At 70.8% G+C, this 15,770-nt stretch carries 12 protein-coding genes; 11 read left to right on the forward strand and 1 reads right to left on the reverse strand.

The annotated features are described in order from the left end of the window. Nucleotides 1-73 precede the first annotated feature (73 nt). The 5 genes from atpA (at nt 74) to yaaA (ending at nt 5,210) form a co-directional block, all read left to right on the forward strand. Entirely contained in the window at nt 74-1,717 is a 1,644-nt protein-coding gene (atpA, locus tag EV279_RS14705; RefSeq protein WP_133545293.1) for a F0F1 ATP synthase subunit alpha, read from the forward strand. A 20-nt stretch (nt 1,718-1,737) separates the two neighbouring features. Then, nucleotides 1,738-2,631 carry a F0F1 ATP synthase subunit gamma gene (locus tag EV279_RS14710; RefSeq protein ID WP_133545295.1) on the forward strand — a complete coding sequence of 298 codons (894 nt, stop codon included), beginning with the start codon at nt 1,738-1,740 and terminating at the stop codon, nt 2,629-2,631. Nucleotides 2,632-2,653: 22 nt separating this feature from the next. After that, on the forward strand, nt 2,654-4,117 hold the full coding sequence (atpD, locus tag EV279_RS14715) for a F0F1 ATP synthase subunit beta (RefSeq protein ID WP_133545297.1): 1,464 nt from the start codon (nt 2,654-2,656) through the stop codon (nt 4,115-4,117). 1 nt (nt 4,118) lies between these two features. Continuing rightward, entirely contained in the window at nt 4,119-4,379 is a 261-nt protein-coding gene (locus EV279_RS14720) for a F0F1 ATP synthase subunit epsilon (RefSeq protein WP_133545299.1), read from the forward strand. Between the two features lie 81 nt (nt 4,380-4,460). After that, nucleotides 4,461-5,210 (forward strand): peroxide stress protein YaaA, encoded by a 750-nt coding sequence (gene yaaA / locus EV279_RS14725; RefSeq protein WP_133545301.1) that lies wholly within the window; start codon nt 4,461-4,463, stop codon nt 5,208-5,210. Nucleotides 5,211-5,304: 94 nt separating this feature from the next. Here the strand turns inward: yaaA and EV279_RS14730 are convergent, their stop codons facing one another. After that, a complete protein-coding gene (locus EV279_RS14730; RefSeq protein WP_133545303.1) occupies nt 5,305-5,856 on the reverse strand; it encodes a DUF4282 domain-containing protein in 552 nt (183 codons plus the stop codon). A 172-nt stretch (nt 5,857-6,028) separates the two neighbouring features. On the opposite strand from EV279_RS14730, the gene EV279_RS17155 reads away from it, so the two are divergent. The 6 genes from EV279_RS17155 (at nt 6,029) to EV279_RS14760 (ending at nt 15,741) form a co-directional block, all read left to right on the forward strand. Next, nucleotides 6,029-6,946, forward strand: coding sequence for a DUF5684 domain-containing protein (locus EV279_RS17155; RefSeq protein ID WP_208109574.1), 918 nt, complete (start codon nt 6,029-6,031; stop codon nt 6,944-6,946). A 71-nt stretch (nt 6,947-7,017) separates the two neighbouring features. Beyond that, complete coding sequence (locus EV279_RS14740) at nt 7,018-8,004, forward strand: aldo/keto reductase (protein ID WP_133545305.1); 987 nt, start codon at nt 7,018-7,020, stop codon at nt 8,002-8,004. 148 nt (nt 8,005-8,152) lie between these two features. After that, nucleotides 8,153-9,886, forward strand: a complete 1,734-nt coding sequence (locus tag EV279_RS14745) for an ABC transporter ATP-binding protein (RefSeq protein ID WP_133545589.1) — start codon at nt 8,153-8,155, stop codon at nt 9,884-9,886. 62 nt (nt 9,887-9,948) lie between these two features. Next, nucleotides 9,949-11,970 (forward strand): ABC transporter ATP-binding protein, encoded by a 2,022-nt coding sequence (locus tag EV279_RS14750; protein WP_208109582.1) that lies wholly within the window; start codon nt 9,949-9,951, stop codon nt 11,968-11,970. 65 nt (nt 11,971-12,035) lie between these two features. Next, nucleotides 12,036-12,839 carry a protein phosphatase 2C domain-containing protein gene (locus EV279_RS14755; RefSeq protein ID WP_133545307.1) on the forward strand — a complete coding sequence of 268 codons (804 nt, stop codon included), beginning with the start codon at nt 12,036-12,038 and terminating at the stop codon, nt 12,837-12,839. 67 nt (nt 12,840-12,906) lie between these two features. Beyond that, nucleotides 12,907-15,741, forward strand: a complete 2,835-nt coding sequence (locus EV279_RS14760; protein ID WP_133545309.1) for an FtsK/SpoIIIE domain-containing protein — start codon at nt 12,907-12,909, stop codon at nt 15,739-15,741. Nucleotides 15,742-15,770 lie beyond the last annotated feature (29 nt).

Raw genomic sequence — 15,770 nt, forward strand, 5'->3', positions numbered from 1 at the left:
CAAGACTTCCCGCCCCCGCGGGCGGAGACTTCGGGACCGGTCGCACGACGGTCCCACTGAACGAAGGAAGACAATGGCAGAACTCTCAATCAGCCCCGACGTCATCCGTGACGCGCTGAAGGACTTCGTCGCCGCATACGAGCCCACGGGGGCTGCGGCCACCGAGGTCGGCACCGTCATCGACGCTGCCGACGGCATCGCCCACGTCGAGGGACTGCCCGGCGTCATGGCGAACGAGCTCGTCGTGTTCGCCGACGGCACCCAGGGCCTGGCGCTCAACCTCGACGAGCACGAGATCGGCGTGGTCGTCCTCGGCGACTTCTCCGGCGTCGAGGCCGGCCAGCAGGTCACGCGCACCGGCGAGGTCCTCTCGGTCCCCGTCGGCGACGGCTACCTCGGCCGCGTCGTCGACCCGCTCGGCAACCCGATCGACGGCCTCGGCGAGGTCGCGCCGCTGGACGGCCGGCGCGCTCTCGAGCTGCAGGCGCCGGGCGTCATGCAGCGCAAGAGCGTGCACGAGCCCATGCAGACCGGCATCAAGGCGATCGACGCGATGATCCCGATCGGCCGCGGTCAGCGCCAGCTCGTCATCGGCGACCGCCAGACCGGCAAGACGGCGATCGCCCTCGACACGATCATCAACCAGAAGGCCAACTGGGAGTCGGGTGACCCCGTCAAGCAGGTCCGCTGCATCTATGTCGCGATCGGCCAGAAGGGCTCGACGATCGCGGCGGTGAAGGGCGCGCTCGAGGACGCCGGCGCGATGGAGTACACGACGATCGTCGCGGCCCCGGCCTCCGACCCCGCCGGCTTCAAGTACCTGGCGCCGTACACCGGCTCGGCCATCGGCCAGCACTGGATGTACGACGGCAAGCACGTGCTGATCGTGTTCGACGACTTGACCAAGCAGGCCGAGGCCTACCGCGCCGTCTCGCTGCTGCTTCGCCGCCCGCCGGGTCGCGAGGCGTACCCCGGTGACGTCTTCTACCTGCACTCGCGTCTGCTCGAGCGCTGCGCGAAGCTGTCGGACGAGCTCGGCGGCGGATCGATGACGGGTCTGCCCTTCATCGAGACGAAGGCCAACGATGTGTCGGCGTACATCCCGACCAACGTCATCTCCATCACCGACGGACAGATCTTCCTGCAGTCCGACCTCTTCAACGCCAACCAGCGTCCCGCGGTCGACGTGGGCATCTCGGTGTCGCGCGTGGGCGGCGACGCGCAGGTGAAGTCGATCAAGAAGGTGTCGGGCACGCTCAAGCTGGAGCTCGCCCAGTACCGCTCGCTCGAGGCGTTCGCGATGTTCGCGAGCGACCTGGATGCCGCGTCGCGTCGTCAGCTCGCCCGCGGGGCGCGACTGACCGAACTGCTGAAGCAGCCCCAGTACTCGCCGTACCCCGTGGAGGAGCAGGTCGTCTCGATCTGGGCCGGCACGAACGGCAAGCTCGACACGATCGAGGTCGAGGACGTGCTGCGCTTCGAGCGCGAGCTGCTGGACTACCTTCGCCGCAACACGACGATCCTCACGACGCTGCGCGACACGAACGTGCTCGACGACGACACCGCCGCCGAGCTCGCCAAGGTCACCGACGCGTTCATCCTCGAGTTCCAGGCCGGCAAGGGCGGTCAGGCGATCGGCACCCCCGGCCACGAGGAGTACGACGCCGCCGCCGTCGAGGACGTCAGCCAGGAGAAGATCGTCAAGGGCCGCCGCTAAGGCAGGTCTGGACAGGGACAATGGGCGCTCAACTCAGGGTCTACAAGCAGAAGATCTCTTCCGCTCAGACGACCAAGAAGATCACCAAGGCGATGGAGCTCATCGCGGCTTCGCGCATCCAGAAGGCGATGGGACGCGTGCGCGCCTCGGCGCCGTTCGCGCGCGCCGTGACGCGCGCCGTGTCGGCGGTCGCGACGCACTCGAACGTCGACCACCCGCTCACGACGGAGCGCGACGTCATCCGCCGGTCGGCGGTCGTGATCTTCGCCTCCGACCGGGGCCTGGCGGGCGCGTTCAACTCCCAGATCCTGCGGGAGGGGCTGCAGCTGGCTGAGCTCCTGCGCTCCCAGGGCAAGGAGCCGGTGTTCTACCTCGTCGGCCGCAAGGCCGTCGGGTACTTCCAGTTCCGTCGCATGGAGAGCGCGGCGGAGTGGACGGGCGACACCGACACCCCCCACTTCCACACCGCGGAGGAGATCGCCGGCGTCCTGCTCGATGCGTACGACCGGGGCGGCGACCAGGGCGGCGTCGACGAGATCAACCTCGTCTACAACCGCTTCGTCAGCATGATGACGCAGACGCCCGAAACCGTCCGCCTGCTCCCGCTCGAGGTCGTGGAGGCGGACGCGTCGAGCGCGACCGTCTACCCGCTCTACGAGTTCGAGCCCGAGGCGGGGGTCGTGCTCGACGCCCTCCTGCCGGTGTACATCCAGAGCCGCGTCTTCAACGCGCTCCTGCAGTCGTCGGCCGCGAAGCACGCCGCGACGCAGAAGGCCATGAAGTCCGCGAGCGACAACGCCGACAAGCTCATCACCGACTACACCCGCCTGCGCAACAACGCGCGCCAGGCCGAGATCACGCAGCAGATCGCCGAGATCGTCGGCGGCGCCGACGCTCTGGCGTCGGGCAAGTAGACCATACGAAAGAGAAGAAGCCATGAGCCTCACCGCTGAGAAGACGGAAGCCGGCACCACCGCCGCGCCCGCCGTCGGTCGCGTCGCCCGCGTGACGGGCCCCGTCGTCGACATCGAGTTCCCGCACGACTCGATCCCCGACATCTACAACGCGCTCACCACGAGCGTCACGGTCGAGGGCGTGACCACCGAGTTCACCCTCGAGGTCGCTCAGCACCTCGGTGACGACCTCGTCCGTGCCATCGCCCTGAAGCCCACCGACGGCGTCGTGCGCGGCCAGGAGGTGCGCGACACCGGCGGCCCCATCACCGTCCCCGTCGGCGACGTCACGAAGGGCCGTGTCTTCAACGTGACCGGCGAGGTGCTCAACGCCGGACCCGACGAGAAGATCGAGGTCACGGAGCGCTGGGGCATCCACCGCTCGGCGCCTGGCTTCGACCAGCTCGAGTCGAAGACGCAGATGTTCGAGACGGGCATCAAGGTCATCGACCTGCTGACCCCGTACGTCCAGGGTGGGAAGATCGGCCTCTTCGGCGGCGCGGGCGTCGGCAAGACGGTGCTCATCCAGGAGATGATCCAGCGCGTCGCGCAGGACCACGGCGGCGTGTCGGTGTTCGCCGGCGTCGGCGAGCGCACGCGTGAGGGCAACGACCTCATCCACGAGATGGAGGAGGCGGGCGTCTTCGACAAGACCGCTCTCGTCTTCGGCCAGATGGACGAGCCCCCGGGGACGCGCCTGCGCGTGGCCCTGTCCGCCCTGACGATGGCGGAGTACTTCCGCGACGTCCAGAAGCAGGACGTGCTCCTCTTCATCGACAACATCTTCCGCTTCACGCAGGCGGGCTCGGAGGTGTCGACGCTGCTCGGCCGCATGCCCTCCGCCGTGGGCTACCAGCCGAACCTCGCCGACGAGATGGGGGTGCTCCAGGAGCGCATCACCTCGACGCGCGGTCACTCGATCACGTCGCTCCAGGCGATCTACGTCCCCGCCGACGACTACACCGACCCCGCCCCGGCCACGACCTTCGCGCACCTCGACGCGACGACCGAGCTCTCCCGGGAGATCGCGTCGAAGGGTCTCTACCCGGCGGTCGACCCGCTCGCCTCGACGAGCCGCATCCTCGACCCGCGCTACATCGGCGAGGACCACTACCGCGTGGCCACCGCCGTCAAGCAGATCCTCCAGAAGAACAAGGAGCTCCAGGAGATCATCGCGATCCTCGGTGTCGACGAGCTCTCCGAAGAGGACAAGGTCGTCGTCTCCCGCGCACGGCGCATCCAGCAGTTCCTGTCGCAGAACACGTACATGGCGAAGAAGTTCACCGGCGTCGAGGGCTCCACGGTCCCGATCAAGGAGACGATCGAGTCGTTCGACGCGATCGTCAAGGGCGACTTCGACCACGTCGCCGAGCAGGCCTTCTTCAACGTCGGCGGCATCTCCGACGTCGAAGAGGCGTGGGCGCGCATCCAGAAGGAGAACGGCTGACATGCCCCTGAAGGTCACCCTCGTCTCGGCCGAGTCCGAGGTGTGGTCGGGAGAGGCATCGCTCGTCGTGGCGAAGACCGTGCTCGGCGAGATCGGCTTCATGCCCGGTCACGAGCCGGTGCTCGCCGTGCTGGCCGAAGGCCAGGTGCGCATCACGAAGACCGACGGCACCAAGATCACCGCCAACGCGCAGGACGGCTTCCTCTCGATGGACGGCGACGAGATCTCGATCGTCGCCGGCAACGCCGCCCTCATCGCCTGAAGACCGACCGGCCCCGAGCCTGTCGACGGCGCACGCCGTCCGGATCCGTCCGGGCGGCGTGCGCCATTTCCGGAAGCCCGCATGCTGATCCTCCTCCCGCCGTCCGAGACCAAGCGCTCCGGCGGCGCCGGCCGTCCGCTCGACCTCGAGCGCCTCGCCCTGCCCGGTCTGACGCCTCAGCGCGAGCAGGTGCTGGCGGCGCTGGAGGAGCTGGCGACGGATGCCGCGGCATCCGCCCGCATCCTGAGACTCGGAGCGACGCAGCTTCACGAGATCGAGCACAATGCCCGCGTGCGCACGGCCCCGGCGATGCCGGCGGTGGATCGCTACACCGGCGTCCTCTACGACGCGCTGGACGCGGCATCCCTCGACTCCGTCGCACGTTCGTGGTTGTCGCGGCACGTGCTCATCCACTCCGCTCCCCTCGGTCCGGTCGGGGCGCTCGACCGGATCCCGGCGTACCGGCTCGGGGCGTCGGCGTCGCTCCCCGGCATCGCGCCGCTGCGGCGGGTGTGGGCTCGGGCTGTGACCGACGCACTGGCCGCGGCGGCGCCGCCGTTCGTGCTCGACCTGCGTTCCGAGGCCTACTCGGCGCTCGGCCCCGTGCCGGAGTCGGTCCCGTCGCTCTACGTCCGGGTGGTGGCGGAGGCCGACGGCGGCGCCGTGCGTGCCCTGAACCACTTCAACAAGCATGCCAAGGGCGCCCTCGTCCGGCGCCTCGCGGTCGCGCGTCCGCGCGTGCGCTCCCGCGAGGGTCTCGTGCGGTGGGCGGATGCCGCGGGTCTGCGCGTGCGCGACGGAGCCCCGGGCGAGCTCGAGCTGTTCGCCTGAACTTCGCCGGCTCTCCTGCGCCTCACCGGCTCGCCTGCGCCACCGATGTCACGCGATCGAGCCGACGAAGCCGCCCGCCCCGCGGGCTCCGGCGTCAGCGCTCGGTGTTGTCGGCGGTCTGCTGGGTGTTCTCGGCGATGGCGATGAGCGCGACGACGGCCTCGATGATGAAGCGCAGCACCACGATCAACAGGAACGTGACGATCGGCACGATGATGAGCGTCGCCACGAGGAGCGAGACTCCCGCCCCGGTGTTGACGGGGATCAGGCCGATCGACCTCACGATCCCTCCGATGAAGTACACGAGGAAGCCGATGGCGATCGCCACCAGTCCCACCACGTAGAAGGCGCTCGCGAGGCGGCGCGTGATGAACGTCCGGAAGGAGATGTCGAAGAGGGCCCGGACGAAGCCGAGACCGACGTCCGAGGCATCGCCGGCGAGCCGGGGCACGCCCGTGTCGTCCGGGTCGGTCGCGGGGCTGTACGCAGCGGTGGTCGCCGGCGACGGTGACCCGCTGGCCGCGGTGTCGCCGGGCGCCGCGGATCCGGGGGAGTGGGCGGGCCGCCGCGCGCCCGCGCCCGCCGCGGCCTGAGAGGCCGGCTGCTCGGGAAGCGGCGGCCGGGGAGGGGGAGTGGGTTCGCTCATCGGGAGTCCTTCCGCTGATCTTCCGGCCAGGCTATCGCCGCAAGTGCGCCCGGCCGGGTATGCCGTGTCGATGACTGCCACGCGCGCACGCGCATCGCTACCATGTGAGGCGGCGGGGCGGAGCGTCTCGTCGGCGTGGCGACACGTCCCTCATGTTCCGGAAAGGGACACGATGTACGACTATTCCGACAGCGCGGGCCTCGCTGCCTTCCTTGCCATCGTCGGCTTCCTCTCGTTCGTGTTCTTCGTCGGGTTCTACGTGCTGAGCTCGTGGTTCCTGATGAAGATCTTCGACAAGGCCGGGGTGCAGGGCCGGTGGCGCGCGTGGGTGCCCGTCTACAACTACATGGTCTTCGCCAAGCTCGGCGACCTGAACCCGTGGCTGGTCCTGATCGGCCTCGGCGCGGGCATCGTGCTCAGCTGGGTGCCGGTCCTCGGATCGCTCATCGGAATCGCGACCTTCGTGCTGACCCTCCTGGCGGCGTGGCGCGTCGGACTGAAGCTGCAGAAGGAGGCGGTGTGGCTCGTTCTCTACTTCTTCCTGTCGATCGTGTGGCTCGGCATCCTCGCCTTCGACAAGTCGCGCTGGAACACGGCGATCCCCGCCGCTCCGTGGGCCGGCAACGGCTTCCTCTCCGACCGTACGAGCTGGAGCGGCATCCCCGCCCAGACGCCCGCCGGGGGGTACCCCGCCAACCCCGTCACCCAGCCCGGCTATCCGGCCGCGGGAGGCTACCCGCCGGCGGCGGGATACGCCGCACCGACCGCCGGCTACGACGCACCGCCCGCGGGATACTCGGCACCCCCGGCTGGCTACTCCGCCCCGCCTGCGGGGTACACCGCCCCGCCTGCCGGCTACACCCCGCCCCCCGCGGCCTCGGAGCCCCCTGCGGGGTACACCCCGCCGCCCGCGGCGGCGGAGCCCCCCGGCGGCTACACGGCGGCCCCGTCAGCAGCATCGGCACCCGAGCCGCCGGCCGCGCCCGAGCCGCCGGCCCCGTCCGAGCCGCCGGCCGCGTCCGAGCCGCCCGCCGCGTCCGAGCCGCCGGCCGCGCCCGAGCCGGAAGGCCCGAACGCTCCGCGCGCCTAGAGCACGTCGACAGAAGTCCCCGCCGGCCGGCGGGGACTTCCGTCGTCCGCCGGGCGGTTAGCGTTGACGGCATGACCACCGCCTCCGTTCCCCAGCGCCGGGTCGGCGCATCCGGTCTCCGCGTCTCGGCCGTCGGCCTCGGCTGCAACAACTTCGGCCGCAAGGACACCCGCACGGAGGGCATCGAGGGCACGCGTGCCGTGCTGGATGCCGCGATCGAGGCCGGGGTGACCTTCCTCGACACCGCCGACATCTACGGCCGGGAGCCGGGTCTGTCCGAGACGCTCATGGGCGAGGCGCTTCAGGGCCGGCGCGACCAGGTCGTGCTCGCAACCAAGTTCGGCCACGCCGACTTCGCCCCGGCGGTCCTCGGCGGGTCGAAGGCCTCGCGCAGCGCGGTGCGACGGGCCGTCGAGGCATCCCTGCGGCGCCTGCGAACCGACTGGATCGACCTCTACCAGCTTCACACCCCCGATCCCGAGACGCCCATCGAGGAGACCCTCGACGCGCTCGGCGACCTCGTGCGCGAGGGAAAGGTGCGCTACATCGGGCACTCCAACCTTCCGGGCTGGCAGATCGCCGAGGCCCATTTCGTCGCGCGCGAGCGGCGCTCGATCCCGTTCGTCTCGGCGCAGAACCAGTACAGCCTGCTGGCCCGCGACGCCGAGCGCAACGTGCTGCCGGCGGCCGAACGCTACGGCCTCGGCTTCCTCCCGTTCTTCCCCCTCCACAACGGCCTGCTCACGGGGAAGTTCGCACGGGATGCCGCACCCGCCGACACCCGGATCATGAGGCAGCGGCCGCACCTCTACGAGAACGCGCCGTGGGACGCGCTCGAGGCGTACCGGGCCTTCTGCGACGAGCGCGGTATCACGATGCTCGAGGCGACGTTCGGCTGGCTGCTCGCGCGCCCGGCGATCTCCAGCGTCATCGCGGGCGCGACGAGCCCCGAGCAGGTCCGCGCGAACGCGGCAGCCGCGGCCGCCTGGACGCCCACGGCGGAGGACCTCGAGGCCATCGACGGCTTCTTCCCGCCGCCGCCCCGCTCGGACACGTGACCCCCTCGCGGCGGGGGGCGCGGCATCCTCCCGGCGGTTCGCTCTCAGCGCACGCCCCGTATTTGTACCACGTCGTCGGGCAGGCGTAGCGTCAGTCGACGTGCGCGACCGCCTGGTGCGGATGTCGTCGCGTCGCGAAAGGACCCTCGTGCTCGGCAAGATCCTGGTGCGCTATCTCAGCCCGGCGTGGCTGCTGCTCATCGCCGTCGTCGTCTTTCAGCTGGCGCAGTCGATCGCTTCGCTCCTGCTGCCCACCCTCAACGCGGACATCATCGACAAGGGCGTCGTCACGGGCGACATCGACTACATCTGGCGGACCGGCGGGGTCATGCTCGTCGTGAGCCTCGTGCAGGTCGTCTGCGCGATCATCGCGGTGTACTTCGGCTCACGCCTGGCGATGGGCATGGGCAAGGAGCTGCGCGGCGACCTCTTCCACCGCGTCGTGGCGTTCTCGCAGCGCGAGGTGGGTCAATACGGCGCGCCGTCCCTCATCACCCGCAACACCAACGACGTCCAGCAGGTCCAGATGCTGGTGCAGGTCTCGGCGACCCTGATGGTCTCGGCGCCGATGCTGGCGATCGGCGGCGTCATCATGGCGGTGCGCCAGGACGCCGGACTGTCGTGGCTGATGGCCGTCGCGATCCCGATCCTGCTCGTCATCGTGGGGCTCATCGTGTGGCGGATGGTGCCGGCCTTCACGCAGATGCAGAAGAAGATCGACCGCGTGAACCAGATCATGCGGGAGCAGCTCACCGGCATCCGCGTCATCCGGGCGTTCGTGCGCGAGCGCGAGGAGCGCGTGCGGTTCGCGGCGGCGAGCGAGGACGTGATGGCGACCGGCCTTCGCGCGGGCAATCTCATGGCGCTCATGTTCCCCGCCGTCATGCTGGTCATGAACGTCTCCAGCGTCGCGGTGATCTGGTTCGGCGCCTTCCAGGTGCAGGACAACGGCGTGCAGATCGGCACGCTCATCGCCTTCCTCAGCTACCTCATGCAGATCCTCATGGGCGTCATGATGGCGACGTTCATGTTCGTCATGATCCCGCGCGCGGCGGTGTGCGCGAACCGCATCGGCGAGGTGCTGGACACCGAGCCGTCGGTATCGGCGCCCGCCGACCCCGAGGCGGCGCCCGAAGCGCTCGGACGGGTCGAGTTCGACCACGTCGACTTCGCCTACCCGGGCGCCGACGAGGCGGTCCTGCACGACCTCACCTTCACCGTCGAGCCCGGCACGACGACCGCCATCATCGGATCGACCGGTGCGGGCAAGACGACGCTCGTCGGCCTCGTGCCGCGGCTGTTCGACGTGACCGCCGGCGCGGTCCGCGTCGACGGCGTCGACGTCCGCGACTACGAGCCCGACCTGCTGTGGAGACGCATCGGGCTGATCCCGCAGCGCGCGTTCCTCTTCTCGGGGACGGTGGCCTCCAACCTCCGGTACGGCGACGAGGACGCGACCGACGGCGAGCTGTGGCGGGCGCTCGAGCTGGCCCAGGCGAAGGACTTCGTCGCGGCCATGCCGGGCGGCCTGGATGCCGCGATCGCCCAGGGCGGCACGAACGTCTCCGGCGGCCAGCGCCAGCGACTGGCCATCGCGCGCGCGCTGGCGAAGCAGCCCGCGATCTACATCTTCGACGACTCCTTCTCGGCACTGGATCTTTCGACGGATGCCTCGCTGCGCCGCGCCCTCGACACCCACCTGCCGCACGCGACGCGGCTCGTGGTCGCGCAGCGGGTCTCGACGATCCAGCATGCCGACCAGATCATCGTGCTCGATCACGGACGCATGGTGGGCGTCGGCACGCACGTCGAGCTCGTCGCGACGAACGACACCTACCGTGAGATCGTCGACTCCCAGCTCGCGGCGGAGGCGGCGGCGTGAGCGGCGCACAGGGGAAGGGCGAGAGCACCTCGACCGGATCGACGGCCATGCCGGCGCGTCGCATGCCCGCCGGACGCGGGCCCTTCGGGCAGGTCGCGCCCGGCGAGAAGGCGCAGAACTTCGGCCCCAGCGCCAAGCGACTGCTCTCGACCCTCCGGGTCGACATGCCGCTGCTCATCCTCGTGCTCGTGCTCGGCACGCTCAGCGTCGCGCTCTCGGTCATCGGGCCCAAGCTCCTCGGCGACGCGACGAACGTGGTCTTCGCCGGCTTCGTGTCGCTGCAGACGCCTTCCGGCATGACGCAGCAGCAGGTCATCGACTCCCTCGTCGCGCAGGGCGACCAGCAGCAGGCCGACATGCTCTCGACGATGGACTTCGTGCCCGGTGCCGGCATCGACTTCCCGAAGCTCGCCATGATCGTGACGGCCGTGCTCCTGGTATACGTCTTCGCCAGCATCTTCGGCTGGCTGCAGGCGAGGATCCTCAACGGCGTCGTGCAGCGGGCGATGAATCGCCTGCGGATGCAGGTCGAGGACAAGGTGCAACGGCTCCCGCTGTCGTACTTCGATAAGGTGCAGCGGGGCGAGCTCCTCAGCCGCGTCACCAACGACGTCGACAACATCGGCCAAACCCTCCAGCAGACGCTCTCGCAGGTCGTCATCTCGCTGCTGACCGTCATCGGCGTGCTCGTCATGATGTTCCTCATCTCGCCGCTGCTCGCCGTCATCGCGCTGGTGACGATCCCGCTGACCCTGATGGTGACGGTGTTCGTGGCGAAGCGCTCGCAGACGCTCTTCGTCGCGCAGTGGAAGGCGACCGGCGTCCTCAACGCCCGGGTGGAGGAGACCTTCTCGGGGCACTCGATCGTGAAGGTGTTCGGGCACCAGAAGGAGGTCGAGGCCGCGTTCCGCGAGGAGAACGAAGAGGTGTACCGCGCGAGCTTCGGCGCGCAGTTCATCTCCGGCATCATCATGCCCGCGATGATGTTCATCGGGAACCTCGTGTACGTCGCGATCGCCGTCGTGGGCGGACTGCAGGTCGCAGCGGGTCTCATGTCGATCGGCGACGTGCAGGCGTTCATCCAGTACTCGCGCCAGTTCACGCAGCCGCTCAGCCAGCTCGGATCGATGGCGAACCTCCTCCAGTCCGGCGTCGCGAGCGCCGAGCGCGTCTTCGAGCTCCTCGACGAGGACGAGGAGTCGGCCGACCCCAACCCCGCCGCGACGGCGCCCGAGTCGGCGAGTCACCTCGCCTTCGAGGACGTCTCGTTCCGCTACAGCCCGGACGAGCCGCTGCTCGACGGCCTCTCCCTCGAGGCCCACCCCGGAAGCACCGTCGCGATCGTCGGTCCGACCGGGGCGGGCAAGACGACGCTGGTCAACCTCATCATGCGGTTCTACGACGTGGACTCCGGCCGCATCACCCTCGACGGCGTCGACACGCGCACGATGACGCGCGACGACCTGCGCGCCCGGACGGGGATGGTGCTGCAGGACACCTGGCTGTTCGCCGGCACGATCCGCGAGAACATCGCGTACGGGCGACCGGATGCCTCGGAGGAGGAGATCGTCTCGGCGGCCACAGCCGCCTACGTGGACCGGTTCGTCCACGCGCTTCCCGACGGCTACGAGACGATGCTCGACGACGAGGCCACAAACCTCAGCGTCGGAGAGCGCCAGCTCGTCACGATCGCGCGCGCCTTCCTCGCCGACCCGCGGATCCTGATCCTCGACGAGGCCACATCCTCCGTCGACACCCGCACGGAGCTGCTCATCCAGCGCGCGATGTCGCGCCTCCGCGCCGATCGCACCGCGTTCGTCATCGCGCACCGGCTCTCGACCATCCGCGACGCCGACCTCATCCTCGTCATGGAGGACGGGGCGATCGTCGAGCAGGGCTCCCACGACGCGCTCCTGCGCGCACGCGGTGCCTACTGGCGGCTCTACAACGCCCAGTTCGAGGCGGCGATCGACGATGAGGCGTCGTCGGCGGCGCCCGCCCTGGTCGGCGCCCCGCCCGTGCCTACCACGGCGACCATCCTCGCCGCCACCGCGGAGGAGGACTTCGAGGCGCTCGAGGGGTAGTCCACTAGTATGTGAGCACGTCGGTGGGCCCGCTGGTCCGCCCTGGTTCCCTGGGAGATGGCGGCGTGCCGGAAGTTTCCACCCAGCATCGCTCGGTGCAGATCGGCGAGAGTTCGCACGGTGGCACGATCGAGCTCGCCTGGGCGGGCGCGACCCACACGGGCCGCCGTCGCGACGTCAACCAGGACGCGCTGCTGACCGAGTACCCGCTGTTCGTCGTGGCCGACGGCATGGGCGGACACCTCGGGGGCGAGATCGCGAGCACGAGCACGGTGGACCGGCTGCGCGGTGTCGTGGATGCCGGGAGCGTGACGCCGAAGACGATCGAGAAGGGCCTCGCGCGGGCCGTGAAGGACATCGCGTCCCACCCCGAGACCACGGACGACGGCACCGGCACCACCCTGACCGGTGTCTACCTCGACACCGCGGAGAACCCGCCCCACTGGGTGACGCTGAACATCGGCGACTCGCGGGTCTATCTGCTGCGCGACGGTGCGATCGCCCAGGTCACGACTGACCACTCGGTCGTGCAGGAGCTCGTCGCCGCGGGACGTCTGAGCCCCGAGGAAGCCGAGAACCACCCCTACGGGAACGTCATCACCCGCGCGGTCGGGCCGAGCGAGAGCGTGGCGCCGGACTACGTCAGGCTCGACGTCACCGACGGCGATCGGTTCGTGATCTGCTCGGACGGCCTGACGAAGGAGCTCACCGATTACGGCATCCAGCACTTCCTGACCGAGAACGCCGACCCCGCCGACGCGGTGTCGTCGATGATGGACGCGGCTCTGGAGAACGGCGGGCGGGACAACATCACGATCATCGTCCTGGACGTGGCGATCCCCGCCGCCTCCTCCACAGACGCCGGCTGACCCCCACCTCTCCCCGGACGGGGAACCGATCGCATCCGCGGCGGACCGCTCCGGCTTGGCTGGGACGGTGGCATCCTTCGCTTCGCTGCTCGATCCGGCGTTCGACCCCCTCGACGAGCCGCTGACCCTTCCTGCCGAGCCGTCGGCGCCACGTCGCCCTTCGGTGCCGATCATCGCGACCGCCGTGCCGGTGGCGGGCGCCGTCGGGCTCTGGCTGCTGACGGGTTCGGTGCTCTCGCTGTGGTTCGCCCTCCTCGGACCGCTCATCGCGGGCGCGACCCTCCTCGACGGGCTGCGCACCGCCCGTCGCGAGCGACGGCGGACCGCGCACGAGACGGATGCCGCGCGCGCCCGTGTCGCAGCATCCGTCGACGCACGCCACGAGCGCGAGCGTGAGCGGCGCCGCAGCCGTCACCCCGATGTGGCGGGCTATGTGGCCCGCGAGAGCGAGGTGTGGCGGGCCGCCCCGGGCCGCTCAGAGTCGCTCGTCGTCGGACACGGCGACGCGCCCAGCGGGCTGCACGTGGCCGGCGGTGGCTCCGACCCCGCGAGCGTCGCGCTCCGACGGCGCGCGCTCGTGCTCGCCGGCGCGCCCGTTCCGGTGCCCGTGGCGGGCGGGATCGCCGTCGTCGGTCCGCCGGTCCTCGCCTCGGCGGTGTCGCGCGCCCTCGTGCTGCAGGCATGCCTGGCGACTCCGCCCGGCGAGCTGCGGATCGTGGGGACGCCGGCCCCCGTCGACGCGTGGGTCGAGGCGCTTCCGCATCGGCGCGCGACGACGGGGAGGGCGCTGGCCCTGGTCGGAGAGGGCGAGCCGGTCCCGGTCGGGGCCGACACCTACATCGCCCGCGCGGCGCCGGGCGGTCCGCTGCCTCCCGGCTGCGGCACAGTCCTCCAGATCGACGCTCCGGGGCGCGCGCGCGTCGACAGCGTCGGGAAGGCGCATGTCGTCGCGATCGAGGGGGTGTCGGATGCCCAGGCCCGCCACCTGGCGGCGCAGCTCGCCATGCTCGCGCGCGACCTGCCGGGTGCCGACTCGCCGCCGACGGAGCCCGTCCTGCTGGCTCCGCTCCTTTCCGATCCGCCCTCGGACGGGCTCGCGGTGGTCATCGGAGTCGAGGCGGGGGCGCCCGCCGTCGTCGATCTCGTGGCGGACGGTCCCCACGCCGTCGTGGCGGGCATGACCGGCAGCGGGAAGAGCGAACTGCTCGTGACCTGGGTGCTCGCGCTGTGTGCGACCCGCTCGCCGCGCGAGGTCAGCTTCCTCCTCGCGGACTTCAAGGGCGGGACCGCATTCGACGCCCTCGCCGCACTGCCGCATGTGACCGGCGTCATCACGGATCTCGACGGCGACGGGGCGCGGCGGGCGATCCAGAGCCTGCGAGCCGAGGTGCGCTGGCGCGAGGGCGAGCTCGCGAAGGCGGGGGCGCGCGACATCCTCGACGCACGTGTCGATCTTCCTCGTCTCGTCGTCGTCGTCGACGAGTTCGCGGCCCTGCTCGGCGACCATCCGGAGCTGCACGCGGTGTTCACCGACATCGCCGCGCGAGGGCGGGCGCTGGGCATGCACCTCGTGCTGGGCACGCAGCGGGTCTCGGGGGTCGTGCGCGATGCACTGCTGGCGAACTGCCCCCTGCGCATCAGCCTGCGGGTCGCCGACCCGGCCGACAGCCGTGCCGTCGTCGGAACCGAGGAGGCTGCGCATCTGGCCGGGGGCGACGGGGCGAAGGGCGTCGCGCTGATCCGGGGATCCGTGGATGCCGCGCCCCGGCGCGTGCGCATCGCGCTGTCGTCTGCGGCCGATCTGGCGCGGATCGTGGCGGAGTCCGACCCGCATCGCCCGCGACGGCCGTGGCTCCCCGACCTGCCGAGGCGGATCGATCTCGCCGACCTGCTACGCCATGCCCCGAACGCCGAGATCGTCCTCGGGCTCGCGGACGAGCCCGACGCTCAGCGCCAGGTGCCGGTCGAGCTCCGGCGGGAGGACAGGGGAGTGCTCGTCGTCGGCTCGGCCGGCACGGGCAAGACGACGGCCCTGCGCACGATCGCCGCCCAGGCTCGCGATGCCATCGTGATCCCGCCGGACCCCGAGCGGGCGTGGGACCTCGTGGGCGCTCTCACGGAGGAGCCGCCGGCGCGAGGCACCGTCATCGTGATCGACGACCTCGACGCCCTCGCGGTCCGCTTTCCCCACGAGTACGGCCTCGAGCTCTGCGAGCGTCTCGAACGACTCGCCCGCGGCGCCGGCGACCATGGGCACCTGATGGTCGCGTCCGCGCAGCGCCTGGCCGGCGCGAGCCTGCGCATCGCCGATCTTCTTCCCCGGCGCGTCGTTCTGGGCGCCTCCTCGCGCGCGGAGTACCTCGCGCTCGGAGGCGAGAGCGCGCACTTCTCGCACGATCAGCCGCGGGGGCGCGCCCGCATCGACGGGCGCGCCGTCCAGATCGCCCAGGCTCCTCCGGTGGCCGAGCCCTCCGAGCCGGAACAGCGAGCGTGGCGTCCTGTCGAGGGGATCACGGGGTTCGCTGCCCGCAGGTCCGCCGCCGCCCGCGCGATGCTCGGAGCGTGGGAATCGGAAGGCGCGCACATCATGACGGTCGGCCAGGCGGCGGCCCTCGGCCTGCCGCAGCTCGCGGGCCGGGCGGGGCGCACGGTGATCGTCGGCGACGGCGAGGACTGGCAGCGGCAGTGGCAGCTCCTCTCGGCGGTGCGTGACGAGCACCGGCTCGTCATCGATCCCTCGGTGAGCCCCGACTTCCGGGCGCTGAGCGCGGATCGGGCGCTGCCGCCGTACTGCGCGCCGGGACGGGCGCGGGCCTGGCTGTGCCGGGACGGCCTCCCGCCGGAGCGGATCGTCCTTCCTCCGGCCGACGGAGCCGGGGCAGGGACCGCCCGGGAAGGGTGAGCGTGACCGGATCGTTCCTTGACCGCCTT

Source organism: Microbacterium sp. BK668 (assembly GCF_004362195.1).
Taxonomy (GTDB): domain Bacteria; phylum Actinomycetota; class Actinomycetes; order Actinomycetales; family Microbacteriaceae; genus Microbacterium.

Coding starts and splice junctions, on each gene's coding strand:
- atpD (WP_133545297.1), top strand. CDS start 2,654: ATGAGCCTCACCGCTGAGAAGACGGAAGCCGGCACCACCGCCGCGCCC.
- EV279_RS14720 (WP_133545299.1), top strand. CDS start 4,119: ATGCCCCTGAAGGTCACCCTCGTCTCGGCCGAGTCCGAGGTGTGGTCG.
- EV279_RS17155 (WP_208109574.1), top strand. CDS start 6,029: ATGTACGACTATTCCGACAGCGCGGGCCTCGCTGCCTTCCTTGCCATC.
- EV279_RS14730 (WP_133545303.1), bottom strand. CDS start 5,856: ATGAGCGAACCCACTCCCCCTCCCCGGCCGCCGCTTCCCGAGCAGCCG.
- EV279_RS14740 (WP_133545305.1), top strand. CDS start 7,018: ATGACCACCGCCTCCGTTCCCCAGCGCCGGGTCGGCGCATCCGGTCTC.
- atpA (WP_133545293.1), top strand. CDS start 74: ATGGCAGAACTCTCAATCAGCCCCGACGTCATCCGTGACGCGCTGAAG.
- yaaA (WP_133545301.1), top strand. CDS start 4,461: ATGCTGATCCTCCTCCCGCCGTCCGAGACCAAGCGCTCCGGCGGCGCC.
- EV279_RS14710 (WP_133545295.1), top strand. CDS start 1,738: ATGGGCGCTCAACTCAGGGTCTACAAGCAGAAGATCTCTTCCGCTCAG.
- EV279_RS14750 (WP_208109582.1), top strand. CDS start 9,949: ATGCCCGCCGGACGCGGGCCCTTCGGGCAGGTCGCGCCCGGCGAGAAG.